The 16,166-nt window shown below is 69.8% G+C and carries 10 protein-coding genes; 8 read left to right on the top strand and 2 right to left on the bottom strand.

Annotated features, from left to right (window positions below; genetic code table 11):
• Window positions 1-20 precede the first annotated feature (20 nt).
• From AB4850_RS15845 to aroG, 4 genes are all read left to right on the top strand, one after another.
• Window positions 21-4,310 carry a YhdP family protein gene (locus AB4850_RS15845; protein WP_414443984.1) on the top strand — a complete coding sequence of 1,430 codons (4,290 nt, stop codon included), beginning with the start codon at window positions 21-23 and terminating at the stop codon, window positions 4,308-4,310.
• Between the two features lie 55 nt (window positions 4,311-4,365).
• Entirely contained in the window at window positions 4,366-5,193 is an 828-nt protein-coding gene (locus AB4850_RS15840) for a carbon-nitrogen hydrolase family protein (RefSeq protein ID WP_414443983.1), read from the top strand.
• A gap of 58 nt (window positions 5,194-5,251) precedes the next feature.
• Window positions 5,252-6,718: a metalloprotease TldD gene (gene tldD, locus AB4850_RS15835; RefSeq protein WP_414443982.1), complete on the top strand. Its 1,467-nt coding sequence runs from the start codon at window positions 5,252-5,254 to the stop codon at window positions 6,716-6,718.
• A gap of 419 nt (window positions 6,719-7,137) precedes the next feature.
• Window positions 7,138-8,211 carry a 3-deoxy-7-phosphoheptulonate synthase AroG gene (gene aroG, locus AB4850_RS15830; RefSeq protein WP_414443981.1) on the top strand — a complete coding sequence of 358 codons (1,074 nt, stop codon included), beginning with the start codon at window positions 7,138-7,140 and terminating at the stop codon, window positions 8,209-8,211.
• Window positions 8,212-8,357: 146 nt separating this feature from the next.
• Here the strand turns inward: aroG and hmpA are convergent, their stop codons facing one another.
• Together hmpA and AB4850_RS15820 are read right to left on the bottom strand one after the other, a co-directional pair.
• Window positions 8,358-9,578 (bottom strand): NO-inducible flavohemoprotein, encoded by a 1,221-nt coding sequence (gene hmpA, locus AB4850_RS15825; RefSeq protein ID WP_414443980.1) that lies wholly within the window; start codon window positions 9,576-9,578, stop codon window positions 8,358-8,360.
• Between the two features lie 122 nt (window positions 9,579-9,700).
• Window positions 9,701-10,252 carry a cob(I)yrinic acid a,c-diamide adenosyltransferase gene (locus tag AB4850_RS15820; protein WP_414443979.1) on the bottom strand — a complete coding sequence of 184 codons (552 nt, stop codon included), beginning with the start codon at window positions 10,250-10,252 and terminating at the stop codon, window positions 9,701-9,703.
• Window positions 10,253-10,496: 244 nt separating this feature from the next.
• Here AB4850_RS15820 and AB4850_RS15815 point away from each other — a divergent pair, with 244 nt between their 5' ends.
• From AB4850_RS15815 to glcF, 4 genes are all read left to right on the top strand, one after another.
• Complete coding sequence (locus AB4850_RS15815; protein WP_414443978.1) at window positions 10,497-11,912, top strand: FAD-binding oxidoreductase; 1,416 nt, start codon at window positions 10,497-10,499, stop codon at window positions 11,910-11,912.
• Between the two features lie 98 nt (window positions 11,913-12,010).
• Window positions 12,011-13,543, top strand: a complete 1,533-nt coding sequence (locus tag AB4850_RS15810; protein ID WP_414443977.1) for an FAD-linked oxidase C-terminal domain-containing protein — start codon at window positions 12,011-12,013, stop codon at window positions 13,541-13,543.
• 189 nt (window positions 13,544-13,732) lie between these two features.
• Window positions 13,733-14,821, top strand: coding sequence for a glycolate oxidase subunit GlcE (glcE, locus tag AB4850_RS15805; protein ID WP_414443976.1), 1,089 nt, complete (start codon window positions 13,733-13,735; stop codon window positions 14,819-14,821).
• A gap of 7 nt (window positions 14,822-14,828) precedes the next feature.
• Window positions 14,829-16,055, top strand: coding sequence for a glycolate oxidase subunit GlcF (gene glcF, locus AB4850_RS15800; RefSeq protein ID WP_414443975.1), 1,227 nt, complete (start codon window positions 14,829-14,831; stop codon window positions 16,053-16,055).
• Window positions 16,056-16,166 lie beyond the last annotated feature (111 nt).

Below are 16,166 nucleotides of genomic sequence, written 5' to 3'. Positions count from 1 at the left end.
CATCGCCGCCCCTCCGCCGCATGCCCGACCGCCAGGAATCCGCAGCCAGTCAAGAAGCCGGACCTCCCGAGCACGATCATCCGGTGCTGCGTCGCGTGCTCCGCGTCGCCATCGTGAGCGGCGCCACCCTCTATTTCGTCGCCGCCACCGGCTACCTCGGCCTGCGCTACGTGCTGCTGCCGCAGGTCGACACGCTGCGGCCCCGCATCGAAACCTTCGTTTCCGACAAGCTCCATACCGAAGTCCGGATCGGCAAGCTCGCGCCGCATTGGTCGGGCATGCAGCCCGGCGTCGACATCACGGCGCTGACGATTCGCGGCAAGGACGGCAAGACGGCGCTGAACGTGCCGCACGCCACCGCCGCGATCTCGTGGCGCTCGCTGATCCAGTTCTCGCCGGCCCTGTCGAGCCTCGTGGTGGACGCCCCGGACCTGCTGATCGCGCGCGCGCGCGACGGCACGCTGTCGGTGGCGGGCGTGACCGTGCCGACCGTGCACACCGGCGGCAACGACACGTTCAGCACCTGGCTGCTGCGCCAGCAGGCGATCGTGCTGCGCGGCGGCACGCTGCGCTGGCTCGACGCCCAGCGCGACGCGCCCGAGCTGACGCTGACCGGCATCCGGCTCGCGGTGCTCAACGACGGCCTGGTGCACCGGCTCGCGCTGCAGGCGCCGGCCAACGGCACGCTGTTCGCCGGCCCGCTCGATTTCCGCGCGCGCTTCACCCACAAGCCGCTGGCCGCGATCGGCCGGCCCGCCAACTGGACGGGCGACGCCTACGTATCCACCGGCGCGGTCGACCTGCCGACGCTCGCGCGCTACCTGCCGGTGCCGCTGCGCGCCTACGCGGGCCGCATCGACAACACGATCTGGATCGGTTTCCACAACGGCCGGCTGTTCGACGCGCACGGCAGCCTGAACGGCGCCGATCTGGCGCTGCGGGTGCGGCCGACGCAGCCCCGCCTCGATATCCCGGTCGCGAAGTTCGGCTGGGATCTCGCGCTCGATCCGGGCCACGACTACACGCTGAGCCTCTCGAACCTGCACGCCGAGCTGGGCCAGCCGCCGCTCGACGACGGCACGCCGCTGTCGCGCTCGCTGGCGTTCTCGACGCTGACCGCGCGCTATCGCGTGCCCGACGCGCAGCACGGCCAGTTGATCCGGGTGGCCGGCGACCGCGTCGATCTCGGCATCCTCGCCGAATTCATCCGCGGCCTGCCGCTGCCCGCACGGTTCCGCAACGAACTGGTACGCGTCGACCCGCGCGGGCTGGTCGCCAATTACGTGATGGAAGCCGAGCGCGCCGCGCCGAGCCGCGCCGAGCTGGCCGGCGACGACACCGCGCATGCCGCGCCGATCGTGCATTACCACGCGACGGGCGATCTGCAGGGCATCAGCTTCGAGGCGCAGGAGCCCGGGCCGGGCCTGTCGCCGCGCGGCCATCCGCGCGCCGGGATACCGGGCTTCGAGAACCTCTGGGGCCATATCGATGCGAGCGAGCGCGGCGGACAGGCGCAGATCGACACGGTCAATGCCGCCGTCACGGTGCCGGGCGTGTTCGAGGATCCGCGCCTGACGTTCGACCGGATCCGCGCGCAAACCGCCTGGACCATCGCGGCCCAGCCCGCGCCGGGCGAACGGCGGCCGCGCATCGAGGTGCAGGTGCCGTCGCTGTACGTGGCCAACCCGGATGCCGAGATCACCGTGACCGGCAGCTACACGAACCCCGGCCACGGGCGCGGCAACCTCGACCTGAAGGCCGACTTCGCCCGTGCGGCGGTGGCGCGCATCGTCCGCTACCTGCCGACCAGCATGTCGGATCGCCTGCACCTGTACCTCGGCCACGCGCTGCAAGCCGGCACGGTGTCGAAGGGCGCGACCATCATCGCCAAGGGGCCGCTCGAAACCTTCCCCTACGAATACACGCCGGATCAGGGCATCTTCCACGTGCACGCGCCGTTCACGGGCGGGCGCTTCGAGCCGACGCCGCAGCCGCCGCGCCGGCTCGCCAACGGCACGTTGAGCGTGTGGCCGGCGCTCGACGGCATCGAAGGCGTGTTCGAGATGCAGCAGAACAAGCTGCGCTTCGACATTCCGCGCGCCCACTACAAGGGCGTGCAACTGACCGGCGTGGTCGGCCGCATCGACGATCTCGGCCATCCGCTCAAATCGCCGCTCGTGATCGAGGGCCACGCCCACGGCCCGCTGGCCGACCTGATCGACTACGCCGACAACAGCACGCTCGGCGGCCTGTCCGGCCACGTCGGCCAGCGCCTGCGCGCGCAGGGGCCGGCCTCGCTGGCGCTGAAACTGACCATCCCGCAGCGCCAGAAGCAGCCGCACACGCAGGTCGCCGGCGCGCTCGCGTTCGGCGGCAACACGCTGGAGGCGGACGGCCTGCCGCCGCTGTCGCAACTGCGCGGCACGGTGCGCTTCACGCAGCAGAGCGCCTCGCTCGACCGGCTTTCGGCGCGCCTGCTCGGCGGCGAAGTGCACGCCAACGGCGGCTTCCGTCACGGCGGCAACTACGATGTCGACGTGGACGGCCGGATCGCCGTCGATTCGGCGCGCGGGCTGAACCTGCACGGGCCGGCGGCGGCGCTGCTCGGCCGGGTGGTCGGCGACGCGCCTTACCGGCTGTCGGTGCGCGGCACGAAGGGCGGCCTGCCCGACGTCAGCGCGTCGTCCGACCTGACCGGCCTCGCGCTCGATTTCCCCGCGCCGTTCACCAAGCCGGCCGGCACGGCCATGCCGTTCAGCTTCACGCTGCGCCCGCTGCCGCCCGACGGCCGCCGCACGCTCGGCCAGGCCGACCTGAAGCTCGGCCCCGTGGCGGCCACCTATCTGCTCGATGCGACACACGGCGAGCCGGTGCGCGCGGTGCGCGGCGCGCTCGGCATGAACCGCATGCCCGACCTGCCGCACGACGGCGTGACGGCCGTGGTCGACGCCTCCGCGCTCGACGCCGACGCCTGGCTCGCGTTCGCCAAGACGCTGCGCCCGACCGCCGGCACGCGCGCGGTCGCGGCCCCGGTGGCCGCCGCCGCGGTGGCCGACAAAGGCCCGACTGCGCCGTCCGCGCCCACTTCCGCGTCGGCGCCCGCCGCCGCGAGCGCACCGCTGCCGGCCGCGCGCGTCGATCTCGCCAGCTTCGCGCCGAAACGCTTCGCGCTGCACTTCGGCACGCTGAAGCTGATCAAGCGCAACTGGGAAAACGTGATCGTCGGCGCCTCGCACGTGGACGACCTCTGGCAGGCCAACGTGGCCTCGAACCAGGTGTCGGGCTACCTGTCGTGGGAGCCGCGCGGCGGCCAGAACAGCGCGGGCGTGCTCAACGCGCGGCTCGCCAAGCTGGTGATCCCCGACAGCGCCGATCACGACCTGGTGGGTGGCGCGATGAACATGCCGACCGATCGCGCGATGCCGGCCATCGATCTGGTGGTCGACCAGGTGGTGGCGCGCGGGCACGACATCGGCCGGCTGCAGGTCAACGCGCACAACTTCGACGAAAACGGCATCCCGGTCTGGCAGCTCGACAAGCTCGAACTGGCCAACCCGGCCGCCAAGCTCACCGCCACCGCCAACTGGCGCACCTCGCGGCGCGCCATCGCGCACGGCGCCGACGGGGACGACGCGCCGCGCCGCACCGTGTTCGACTTCAAGCTGGCGATCGACGACGCCGGCGCGCTGCTCGACCGCGTCGGCCTGCCGCGCACGGTCGCGAACGGCCGCGGCACGCTGGAAGGCAAGGTCGGCTGGCGCGGCGGCCCGACCGCCATCGATTACCCGTCGCTCGACGGCCGGCTCGCCATCGATCTCGCCCACGGCCAAATCCTCAAGGTCGATCCGGGTGCGGCCAAGCTGCTCGGCGTGCTGAGCCTGCAAGGGCTGGCGCGCTTCCTGACGCTCGATTTCCGCGACGTGATCGGCAAGGGCCTGCCGTTCGACTCGATCCAGGGCACCAGCCGGATCGACGACGGCATCGCCACCACCGACGATTTCCGCATGGTTACCGCGCCGGCGCGCGTGACCGTCAAGGGCACGGTCGATCTGGCCCACGAGACGCAGGACCTGCACGCGCACATCGCGCCGAAGGTCAGCGCCAGCGCGGCGGCGGTGGGCGCGGCCGTGATCAACCCATTGCTCGGCCTCGGCGTGCTGGCCGCCAACCTCGCACTGTCGCAAACGCTGTCCCACGCGTTCGCGTTCGACTACGCGATCACCGGCTCGTGGGCGCATCCGCGGATTCAGCGAGTGACCGGCGATCGGGGTAAGATGATCCGCACGCCCGACGGCGAAGCCCAGCGCTGATGCGCCGCGCCGCCACCGGGCCGCACCCTTTTTACTCCTCGACGAAGCTTCCTCGATGACCGACCGACCCGATCGCGTTTCCCCGTTCACGGTCGCCGCGCTGCAGATGGTCAGCACGCCCGACGTCGTCCGCAACCTCGACGAGGCCGGCCGGCTGATCGCCGAGGCGGCCGCCGACGGCGCGCAACTGGTGCTGCTGCCCGAATACTTCTGCTTCATGGGCCACCGCGATACCGACAAGCTCGCGATCGCCGAGCCCCACCCCGACGGTCCGATCCAGCGCTTCCTGGCCGACGCCGCGAAACGCCACGGCATCTGGGTGATCGGCGGCACGCTGCCGCTGGCCGCGCCGGAACCGTCGCGGGTGCTGAACACCACGCTGGTGTTCGATCCCGAGGGCCGCGAAGCGGCGCGCTACGACAAGATCCACCTGTTCAGCTTCGAGAAGGGCGAGGAATCGTTCGACGAGGCTCGCACGATCCGCCCCGGCGAGGCCGTGCAAACCTTCGACGCCCCGTTCGGCAAGGTGGGCCTGTCGGTCTGCTACGATCTGCGCTTCCCGGAGCTGTACCGCAAGCTCGGCGATTGCGCCCTGATGGTGGTGCCGTCGGCCTTCACGTACACCACCGGCCGCGCGCACTGGGAAACGCTGCTGCGCGCGCGGGCAGTCGAGAACCAGTGCTACGTGCTGGCGGCCGCGCAGGGCGGCAAGCACGAGAACGGCCGCCGCACCTGGGGCCACAGCCTGCTGATCGATCCTTGGGGCGAGATCGTCGCCGTGCGCGAGGAAGGCGCCGGCGTCGTGGCCGGCCCGCTCGACGCGGCGCGCATCGCCGAAGTTCGCCAGAGCCTGCCCGCGTGGCGGCATCGCGTGCTCGGCTGAGCGCACCGCCCCCATTACGAGACATCCCCGAGTCACCTGCTAAGAACCCCGATACCGCATGAACATCATCGAACCCGGCATCCGCAATCTCGCCCTCGCCAAGGACATCCTGCTCACGCCGTACGGCCTCGACGAATCGCTGCTCAAGCGCACGCTCGCCGACATCTTCACGCATCGCGTCGACTACGCCGACCTGTACTTCCAGGCCACGCGAAGCGAAGCCTGGAGCCTCGAGGAAGGGATCGTCAAATCGGGCAGCTTCAGCATCGACCAGGGGGTGGGCGTGCGCGCCGTGGCCGGCGACCGCACCGCATTCGCCTACTCGGACGACCTCTCGCCCGAGGCGATTCGCCAGGCGGCCTCGGCCACCAAGGCGATCGCCGCGGCAGGCGGCGGCCGGCGCAAGGTGAAGGTCGCCTCGTCGCTGACCGGCGTATCGGGACGCGATCTGTATCTGCCGTCCGATCCGCTGGCCTCGCTCGACGCCACCGCCAAGGTCAAGCTGCTGGAGCGCGTCGAGCAGATGGCGCGCGGCCGCGACCCGCGCATCACGCAGGTGATGGCGGGCCTGGCCGGCGAATACGACGTGGTGCTGGTGGCGCGCAGCGACGGCGTGCTGGCCGCCGACATCCGCCCGCTGGTGCGCGTGTCGGTCACGGTGATCGCCGAACAGAACGGCCGCCGCGAAATCGGCTCGGGCGGCGGCGGCGGCCGCTTCGACTACGGCTATTTCAGCGACGAAGTCCTGTCGAAATATGTGGACGACGCCGTGCACGCGGCGCTCGTCAACCTCGACGCACGGCCGGCCCCGGCCGGCACCATGACGGTGGTGCTCGGCTCGGGCTGGCCCGGCGTGCTGCTGCACGAAGCGATCGGCCACGGCCTGGAAGGCGACTTCAACCGCAAGGGCTCATCCGCGTTCGCCGGCCAGATCGGCGAGCGCGTCGCCGCCAAGGGCGTGACGGTGGTGGACGACGGCACGCTGCCGAACCGCCGCGGCTCGCTGAACATCGACGACGAAGGCAACCCGACGCAGTGCACCACGCTGATCGAGGACGGCATCCTGAAGGGCTACATCCAGGACACGCTCAACGCGCGCCTGATGAAGATGCCCGTCACCGGCAACGCGCGCCGCGAATCGTACGCGGCGCTGCCGATGCCGCGCATGACCAACACCTACATGCTGAACGGCGACAAGGACCCGCAGGAAATCATCGCGTCGGTCAAGAACGGCCTGTACGCGGTCAATTTCGGCGGCGGCCAGGTCGACATCACCAACGGCAAGTTCGTGTTCTCGGCCTCCGAGGCCTACATGATCGAAAACGGCAAGATCACGTACCCCGTCAAGGGCGCGACGCTGATCGGCAGCGGCCCGGAATCGCTGAAATACGTCAGCATGATCGGCAACGACATGAAGCTCGATTCGGGCGTGGGCGTGTGCGGCAAGGAAGGCCAGAGCGTGCCGGTGGGCGTCGGCCAGCCGACCCTGCGAATCGATTCGATGACGGTGGGCGGCACCGCGTAAGCCGGGCCGGATCGCATGGTGCGATGCGGCAAGCCCGCATCGCCATGCAGAATTTCCTCATTAATTCTTGATTTCGCGCGGATCATCCGCGTTTTTCACGGCCCAGGCTTGCACATCGCGTGCAGCCCGGGTATAAAGTTGCAATCCTCTGCTCGACAACACATCGAACACGCCATGTCCGCCAAGTTTTATTTTTACTTTTTTTGGTATCTCAGACCGTTGGCGGATCGAGAGGAGTGATAGCGCGTAAAGCGCGAACCGAATTCCTGAAAAGACCGCCGGCGAACCCGGCGGTTTTTTTTTGCCCCGCCGGCGTCGCTCCGGCTCCCGATGAACCACCGGCCGCCCATTCAACCCACGATATCCGCAACGGCCCGACGCAAGCCCGAACCGGCAAAGCGACACTGGAGAACATAGCCATGCCCCCGCACAACACCGACGATGTCCGTATCCGCGAATTGAAAGAACTCACGCCGCCCGCCCATCTGATCCGCGAATTCCCGTGCTCGGAAACCGTGGCCGAGCTGATCTACTCGACGCGCCGTTCGCTGCACCGGATCCTGCACGGCATGGACGACCGGCTCGTGGTGGTGATCGGCCCGTGCTCGATTCACGATACCAAGGCCGCGGTCGAATACGCGAACCAGCTCGTCGACCTGCGCCGCAAGCACAAGGACGACCTGGAAATCGTGATGCGGGTGTACTTCGAGAAGCCGCGCACGACGGTGGGCTGGAAGGGGCTGATCAACGATCCGCAACTCGACAACAGCTTCAAGATCAACGAAGGCCTGCGCACCGCGCGCGAGCTGCTGCTGCAGATCAACTCGCTGGGCCTGCCGGCCGGCACCGAATTCCTCGACATGATCAGCCCGCAGTACATCGCCGATCTGGTGTCGTGGGGCGCGATCGGCGCACGCACCACCGAATCGCAGGTGCACCGCGAGCTGGCGTCGGGCCTGTCGTGCCCGGTCGGCTTCAAGAACGGCACCGACGGCAACGTCAAGATCGCCGTGGACGCGATCAAGGCCGCTTCGCAGCCGCACCATTTCCTGTCGGTGACCAAGGGCGGCTACTCGGCGATCGTCTCGACCGCCGGCAACGAGGATTGCCACGTGATCCTGCGCGGCGGCAAGGCGCCGAACTACGACGCGGAAAGCGTGAACGCCGCCTGCGCCGATGTCGGCAAGGCCGGCCTCGCCGCGCGCCTGATGATCGACGCGAGCCACGCGAACAGCTCGAAGAAGCACGAGAACCAGATTCCCGTGTGCGCCGACATCGGCCGCCAACTGGCAGCCGGCGACGACCGCATCGTGGGCGTGATGGTGGAATCGCATCTGGTGGCAGGCCGTCAGGACCTGACGCCGGGCTGCCCGCTGACCTACGGCCAGAGCATCACCGACGCCTGCATCGGCTGGGACGACAGCGTCACGCTGCTCGACGGCCTGGCCGAAGCGGTGCGGGCGCGCCGCGTGGCGCGCGGCAGCGGCAACTGAGGCGCGCAGGCGGGGCTGGCGGGGCGTGTCTGAAGCGCCGCCGCCAGGCCGCTGAATCGCCGAACCGCTGAAATACACACATCGCCCGGGAACATCAAGGCTCCCGGGCGATGTCGTTTACCGCGCTCGATAGGTAGTTCGGCCGATCAGTCGATCGCGCCCGAACCGAAGATTTCCGCATGCACGCGCTCACGCGCCACGCCGAGTGCCAGCAGCGCATCGCGCTGCGCGTTCATGAACGCCACCGGGCCGCAGATGTAGTAATCGGCGTCGGGCAGCACCGAGGCGCGCAACACGTCCGGCGTCAGACGCCCTTCGCGATCGTGATCGATGCCCGCGCGATCTCCGGGGCCGACGATTTCGTAGAACACCTCGCGCTTCGCATCCGGATATGCCTCGACCAGCGCATTGAGCCAGTCGCGGAACGCATGCACGCTGCCCGAACGGCAGGCGTGCACGAAGCGGATCGGCCGCGTGCCGCCCGAGGCCGCCAGCGTCGTGGCCATCGACACCATCGGCGTGATGCCGACCCCGCCCGAAATCAGCACGACCGGCTTGCCGGCCTCGCGCGACAGCGTGAAATCGCCGGCCGGCGCCGTCACCTCGACGATCGCGCCCACCTCCACCCCGTCGTGCAGTTGCACCGAGATCTTGCCGGCCGGCACCGCCGGCTCGCTGCCCGCGGCGCGCCCGGCCTCGCGCTTCACCGAAATCCGCAGCCACTTGCCGTTCGGCGCGTCCGACAGGCTGTACTGGCGCGGCTGATCGACGCCGAGATCGCCCACATGGCGCTTGATCGACACGAACTGGCCCGGCTCGAACTTCGGCGCCGCGCCGCCGTCGGTCGGCTCCAGATAGAACGAGGTGATTTCGTCGCTTTCGCGCTCCTTGCGCGCGACGCGGAACGGGCGATAGCCGCTCCACGGCGCAGCGTCGTACAGCTTTGCCTCGACGCCGATCAGCAGCTCCGCGAGCTGCGCGTAGGCCGCCTGCCAGGCCGCGACCGTGTCCGCATCGACGGCATCGCCGAGCACCTCGACGACCGACGCCAGCAGATGCTCGCCGACGATCGGATAGTGTTCGGGCCGGATCGCCAGGCTCACGTGCTTCTGCGCGATGCGCGACACGGCGCTGCCGAGCACGGCGAGGTTGTCGATGTTCGCCGCGTACGCGTACACCGCCTTCGCCAGCGCCTCCGGCTGCCCGCCGCCCGCGGTCTGGTGGGTCTGGTTGAACAGGTTCCGCACTTCCGGGCGGTGCTTGAACATCCGCTGGTAGAAGTGCTGCGTGATGGTCGTGCCGTGGGCGGCAAGAACGGGAGCGGTGGCCTTGACCCGGGCCATCTGATCGGCGGTGAGCGTCGTCATGCGTGTTCTCCATGGGGGTTGTTCTTAAAAGATGCACAAACAATACATCTTTAAGAACCGCACGTCGACATGGACAAATTGACGCATCGCTTCCATCGATAACGATCGAAGCGATCGTGCCCTCATTCGGGCCGGCCACGCTCCCACAGCACGTCGCTGCCGCCGGCCGCGCGGTTCAGCACGCGCGCCAGCACGAACAGCAGATCGGAGAGCCGGTTCACGTAGCGGCGCGGCGTGGCCTCGACCGCTTCGGCCGCCCCCAGCGCGACGATCGATCGCTCGGCGCGCCGGCACACGGTGCGGCAGACATGCGCGAGCGCCGCCGTGCGCGCGCCGCCCGGCAGGATGAACTCCTTGAGCGGCGGCAGTTGCGCGTTGTAGTGCGCGAGCCAGTCGTCGAGCCGGACCAGATGCGCGTCGGTCATCGCCACATGGCCCGGGATGCACAGCTCGCCGCCCAGGTCGAACAGATCGTGCTGGATCGCCGACAGCGCGCCGCGAATATCTTCCGGCAACGGCTCGGCCAGCAGCACGCCAAGCTGCGAATTGAGTTCGTCGACGTCGCCGATCGCAGCGATCCGCGCCGCGTCCTTGGCGACGCGGCTGCCGTCGCCCAGGCCCGTGGTGCCGTCGTCGCCGGTGCGGGTTGCAATCTTGCTCAGGCGGTTGCCCATGGTTCGATCCTCGTCGTGTGCGGGCGCGCGGCGCGGCCCGGCCGGTGATGTGACAGCGCGGCGACCGTGCCCTTCCCCGCCACGGAGAAAGGCCGGCGCACGCGCGCGAACGCCGATTATCCCAGCGGCGGCCCCGCTCAAGGCGACGGCCTTTGCGCGTAGAATGATTTCCCCATCGTCGCACCGGCGCACGTCTTGCCGGCCCGCGACTGCACGCCCCCACAAGCCGTTCCAGGAGACACGCGTGAACCATCCCGCCCCGCCGGCGTCGCTGCGCCGTCCGTTCCCCGATGCGCTGCGCGACGCGCTGGCCGCTGCGTTCGGCGAGCGCCTGTCCACCTCCGAAGCCGTGCGCACCCATCACGGCCGCGACGAATCCCCGTTCGACCCCGAGCTGCCCGACGCCGTGGTGTTCGCGCAAAGCGCCGATGAAGTGCGCACCGTGGTCGCGCTCTGCGCGCAACATGGCGTGCCGCTGATTCCGTACGGCGCCGGCTCCTCGCTCGAAGGCCATCTGCTGGCGGTGCGCGGCGGCGTCTCGCTCGATGTCTCGCGCATGAACCGCGTGCTGTCGATCGATGCCGACGACCTGACCGTCACGGTCGAGCCGGGCATCACGCGCAAGGCGCTCAATGAAACGCTGCGCGACACCGGCCTGTTCTTCCCGATCGATCCGGGCGCCGACGCCAGCATCGGCGGCATGGCCGCCACCCGCGCCTCGGGCACCAATGCCGTGCGCTACGGCACGATGCGCGAGAACGTGCTGGGCCTGAACGCCGTGCTGGCCGACGGCCGCCTCATCAAGACCGGCAGCCGCGCGCGCAAATCGTCGGCCGGCTACGACCTGACGCGCCTGCTGGTCGGCTCCGAAGGCACGCTCGGCGTGATCACCGAGATCACGCTGCGCCTGCATCCGCTGCCCGAGGCGGTATCGGCCGCCACCTGCACGTTTCCGTCGATGGGCGACGCGGTACGCAGCGTGATCGAAACCATCCAGACCGGCGTGCCGATCGCGCGCGTCGAGTTCATCGATGCGCTCGGCATCCGCGCCATCAATCGCCACTCGAACCTGACGCTCGCCGAAGCGCCGACGCTGTTCTTCGAATTCCACGGCACCGAGGCCGGCGTGCGCGAACAGGCCGAACGCGTGCAGGAACTCGCCGCGCAGAACGGCGGCCAGGGCTTCGAATGGGCCACCCGCCCCGAAGACCGCACGCGGCTCTGGTCGGCACGGCACAACGCGTTCTTCGGCATGCTGCAACTGAAGCCCGGCTGCCGCGCCGTGACCACCGACGTGTGCGTGCCGATCTCGCGCCTGGCCGCCTGCGTCGAGGAAACCGAGGTCGACCTGCGCGCCTCCACGCTGCCCTGCCCGATCGTCGGGCATGTGGGCGACGGCAATTTCCACGTCGCGATCCTGATCGATCCCGCCCGTCCCGAGGAATTGCAGGAAGCCGAGCGGATCAACGAGCGAATCGTCGAACGCGCGCTGCGCATGGGCGGCACCTGCACCGGCGAGCACGGCGTGGGCCTGCACAAGATGCGCTTCCTCACGGCCGAGCACGGCGAGAACGCGATCGACGCGATGCGCGCCATCAAGCTCGCGCTCGATCCGCACAACCTGATGAATCCCGGCAAGATCTTCAGCCTCGACGCATGAGGCGCACGGCGGCGCGCGGGCAACCCGCCGCACCGCCCCTCAAGACCGAGCACGACACGAAACGGCCGACCACGGCCGCCGCCGCCCCAGGAGGAGACATGAACGCCAACACCGACGCGCAGGCCGCCGCCACCGCGAGCGCCGAACCCCCGCCGCTCGGCCCGGCCGCGCGCGCGCAGCGCCAGCGCGAGGTGGTGCAGGCGCTGATGGCCGTGCTGCCGACCCACTGCCTGCTCCATCGCGACGAAGATACCGCCGCCTACGAATGCGACGGCCTGGCCGCCTACCGGCGCCTGCCGCTGGCCGTGGCGCTGCCCGAAACCGAATCGCAGGTGCAGCGGATCGTGCAGATCTGCCGCCGCCTGAACGTGCCGATCGTGCCGCGCGGCGCGGGCACCAGCCTGTCGGGCGGCGCGCTGCCGAACCAGCACGGCATCGTGGTGTCGCTGGCGCGCTTCACGCGCATCGTCGAGGTCGATTCGTACGCACGCACGGCCACCGTGCAGCCCGGCGTGCGCAACCTGGCGATTTCGGAGGCGGCCGCGCCGTACGGCCTCTATTACGCACCCGATCCGTCGTCGCAGATCGCCTGCACGATCGGCGGCAACGTCGCCGAGAACTCGGGCGGCGTGCACTGCCTCAAGTACGGGCTGACCGTGCACAACGTGCTGCGCGTGCGCGCCGTGACGATCGACGGCGACGTGGTGGAATTCGGCTCGCTCGCGCTCGACACGCCGGGCCTCGACCTGCTGGCCATCATGATCGGCAGCGAGGGCATGTTCGCGATCGTCACCGAGATCACCGTCAAGCTGATCCCCAAGCCGCAGGCCGCGCAACTGGTGATGGCCAGCTTCGACGACGTCGTGAAGGGCGGCGAGGCGGTGGCCGCGATCATCGCCGCGGGCATCGTGCCGGCCGGGCTGGAGATGATGGACAAGCCCGCCACGCAAGCCGTCGAAACCTTCACGCAGGCCGGCTACGACCTCGACGCGGCCGCGATCCTGCTCTGCGAATCGGACGGCACGCCCGACGAGGTCGCCGAGGAAATCGCGCGCGTGACGGCCGTGCTGAAGGCCAGCGGCGCGACGCGCATCCAGGTGTCGCGCTCGGAGAGCGAGCGGCTGCGTTTCTGGTCGGGCCGCAAGAACGCGTTCCCGGCCGCCGGCCGCATCTCGCCCGATTACTACTGCATGGACGGCACCGTGCCGCGCCGCGCGATCGGCCCGCTGCTCGCGCGCATCGAGCAGATGGAAACGCGCTACGGGCTGCGCTGCATCAACGTGTTCCATGCGGGCGACGGCAACATGCACCCGCTGATCCTGTTCAACGCCAACGAGCCGGACGAGCTGCACCGCGCCGAGCTGTTCGGCGCCGACATCCTCGAAAGCTGCGTGGAACTGGGCGGCACGGTGACGGGCGAGCACGGCGTCGGCGTCGAAAAGCTCAATTCGATGTGCGTCCAGTTCTCGCCGGAGGAGCGCGACACGTTCTTCGCCGTCAAGCGCGCGTTCGATCCGGCCAACCTGCTGAACCCCGACAAGGGCATCCCGAGCCGCGCGCGCTGCGCCGAATACGGTCGCATGCACGTGCGCGGCGGGTTGCTGCCGCACCCCGATCTGCCGCGTTTCTGAGCCGCCGCGCGCGCGTTCAGGCGCACCGGCAGCGCGCTTGCCGGCAAGGCGCCGGCCTCGCCGGGCGGCCTTTCCGAGATACCCGGCGCGGCTGCCGGGCCGCGCGTCTCTAGGGACTTCGCCCGACTGTCGGCGCGCATGGCGTCGGTACAATCGACACAGAACAAACCTGGGAGGAGCCGGCACCGGATGGAACAGGACGACATCGTCGCGCACTGGGCCGAGCGCATTCGCGCGGCGGGCGCAGCAGGCCACGGCCTGCGGATTCGCGGCGGCGGCACCAAGGATTGGTATGGCCACGCGGTCGACGGCGAACTGCTCGACACGCGCGCCTGGCGCGGCATCGTCGCCTACGATCCGGCCGAACTGGTCGTCACCGCGCGCGCCGGCACCCCGCTGCACGAGATCGAGGCCGAACTCGCCGCCCACAACCAGATGCTGCCGTTCGAGCCGCCCCACTTCGGCCCGCAGGCCAGCTTCGGCGGCGCGATCGCGGCCGGGCTGTCGGGGCCGCGCCGCGCCAGCGCCGGCGCGGTGCGCGATTTCGTGCTCGGCGTGACGCTGATGAACGGCCGCGGCAACGTGCTGCGCTTCGGCGGCCAGGTCGTCAAGAACGTGGCCGGCTACGACGTCGCGCGCCTGATGGCGGGCTCGCTCGGCACGCTCGGGCTGATGCTCGACCTGTCGGTCAAGGTGCTGCCGCGCCCGGTCGCCGAACTGACCGTCAAGTTCGAGATGAGCGCCACCGACGCCGTGCGCAAGCTCAACGAATGGTCGGGCCACCCGTTTCCGCTCAGCGCAAGCGCCTGGCGGTTCGGCACGCTGGTGCTGCGGCTGTCGGGCGCCGAGGCGGCCGTCAAGTCGGCCAAGACCATGCTCGGCGGCGAGGCGGTCGACGCGGTCGAGGCCCAGCGCTTCTGGGAAGGCGTGCGCGAGCAGAACGATCCGTTCTTCAACGCGCTCGCGCCAGGCCAGGCGCTGTGGCGGCTGTCGCTGCCGTCGATCACCGAACCGCTGCATCTGCCCGGCTCGCAGATGATGGAATGGGGCGGCGCGCAGCGCTGGTGGATCACCGACGCCGACGCCACCGCGGTGCGCATGAGCGCCAAGCAGGCCGGCGGCCACGCCACGCTGTTCCGCGCCGCCACCGGCTACGCGCAGGGCGTGCCCGTGTTCACGCCGCTCGCCACGCCGCTGCTGGCGATCCACCGCAGCCTGAAAACCGCCTTCGATCCGGACCGGGTGTTCAACCGCGGCCGGCTCTACCCCGATCTCTGAGCCGCTCATGCAGACGAATCTCGCCGATTTCATTCGCGGCACGCCCGATGGCGACGAAGCCGAATCGATCCTGCGCAAGTGCGTGCATTGCGGCTTCTGCACGGCGACCTGCCCGACCTATCAACTGCTCGGCGACGAACTCGACGGCCCGCGCGGGCGCATCTACCTGATCAAGCAGATGCTGGAGGGCGCGCCCGTCACGCGCAGCACCCAGCAGCATCTCGACCGCTGCCTGACCTGCCGCAGTTGCGAAAGCACCTGCCCGTCGGGCGTGCAATACGGGCGGCTCGTCGAAATCGGCCGCCAGCAACTCGAAACACGCGTGCCGCGCACGCTGTCGCAGCGCCTGATGCGGCGCGCGCTCGCGAGCTTCGTGCCGAACGGCGCGCTATTCGGGCCGGCCATGCGGCTCGGCCAGCAGATCCGCCCGCTGTTGCCGCGCCAGTTGCGCGACAAGGTGCCGCTGCGCACGCGGCCGCTCGCGTGGCCCACCGCGCGGCATCCGCGCAAGATGCTGATGCTGGCCGGCTGCGTGCAACCCAGCATGATGCCGAACGTCAACATCGCCACGGCGCGCGTGCTCGACGCACTCGGCATCGAAACCGTGGTTGCGCCCGAAGCCGGCTGCTGCGGCGCGATCCGGCTGCACCTGAACTACCGCGACGAGGCGCGGGCCGACGCGCGCCGCAATATCGACGCGTGGTGGCCCGCCATCGAGGCCGGCGCCGAGGCGATCGTCATGAACGCGAGCGGCTGCGGCGCAACCGTGCTCGACTACGCGCACCTGCTGCGCGACGATCCGGCCTATGCCGACAAGGCGCGGCGCGTGGTCGAGCTGACGCACGACATCTCCGAATTGCTGGCCGGCTTCGAGGCGCGGCTCGTCGCGCTCGCGAAACGGCGCGGCATGCAGCCCGTCGCCTATCACCCGCCCTGTACGCTCCAGCACGGCCAGCAATCGCGCGGCAAGGTCGAGCGGCTGCTCGGCGCGCTCGGCGTGGACCTGCGCGTGCCGACCGACAGCCACCTGTGCTGCGGATCGGCCGGCACCTATTCGCTGACCCAACCCTCGCTGTCCTACAAACTGCGCCGCCGCAAGCTCGCCCGGCTCGGCGAGCTCGATGCGCACCTGATCGTGTCGGGCAACGTCGGCTGCATCTCGCATCTGCAAAGCGGCACCAGCACGCCCGTCATGCACTGGATCCAGCTCGTCGAGCAGTTGATCGACGACTGACGCCTGCGCCCGCGGCGCGATCCGTATAATGAGGCGCGCTGCCTCCGGGCGGCAGCGCATCGTTTCCGTTTGCGCTGTTTGTACGCCTTCGTCCGCCTCTTCGTCCGTCTT

It is taken from the genome of Burkholderia sp. 22PA0106 (assembly GCF_047497155.1).
Taxonomy (GTDB): domain Bacteria; phylum Pseudomonadota; class Gammaproteobacteria; order Burkholderiales; family Burkholderiaceae; genus Burkholderia.
The sequence above is the reverse complement of the archived record's forward strand: the minus strand, read 5'-3'. Positions and strand labels throughout refer to the sequence as shown.

Bases quoted from the DNA above. Each gene is read 5' to 3' on its own strand.
- AB4850_RS15845 (WP_414443984.1), top strand. From the start codon at position 21: ATGCCCGACCGCCAGGAATCCGCAGCCAGTCAAGAAGCCGGACCTCCC.
- AB4850_RS15840 (WP_414443983.1), top strand. From the start codon at position 4,366: ATGACCGACCGACCCGATCGCGTTTCCCCGTTCACGGTCGCCGCGCTG.
- tldD (WP_414443982.1), top strand. From the start codon at position 5,252: ATGAACATCATCGAACCCGGCATCCGCAATCTCGCCCTCGCCAAGGAC.
- aroG (WP_414443981.1), top strand. From the start codon at position 7,138: ATGCCCCCGCACAACACCGACGATGTCCGTATCCGCGAATTGAAAGAA.
- hmpA (WP_414443980.1), bottom strand. From the start codon at position 9,578: ATGACGACGCTCACCGCCGATCAGATGGCCCGGGTCAAGGCCACCGCT.
- AB4850_RS15820 (WP_414443979.1), bottom strand. From the start codon at position 10,252: ATGGGCAACCGCCTGAGCAAGATTGCAACCCGCACCGGCGACGACGGC.
- AB4850_RS15810 (WP_414443977.1), top strand. From the start codon at position 12,011: ATGAACGCCAACACCGACGCGCAGGCCGCCGCCACCGCGAGCGCCGAA.
- glcE (WP_414443976.1), top strand. From the start codon at position 13,733: ATGGAACAGGACGACATCGTCGCGCACTGGGCCGAGCGCATTCGCGCG.
- glcF (WP_414443975.1), top strand. From the start codon at position 14,829: ATGCAGACGAATCTCGCCGATTTCATTCGCGGCACGCCCGATGGCGAC.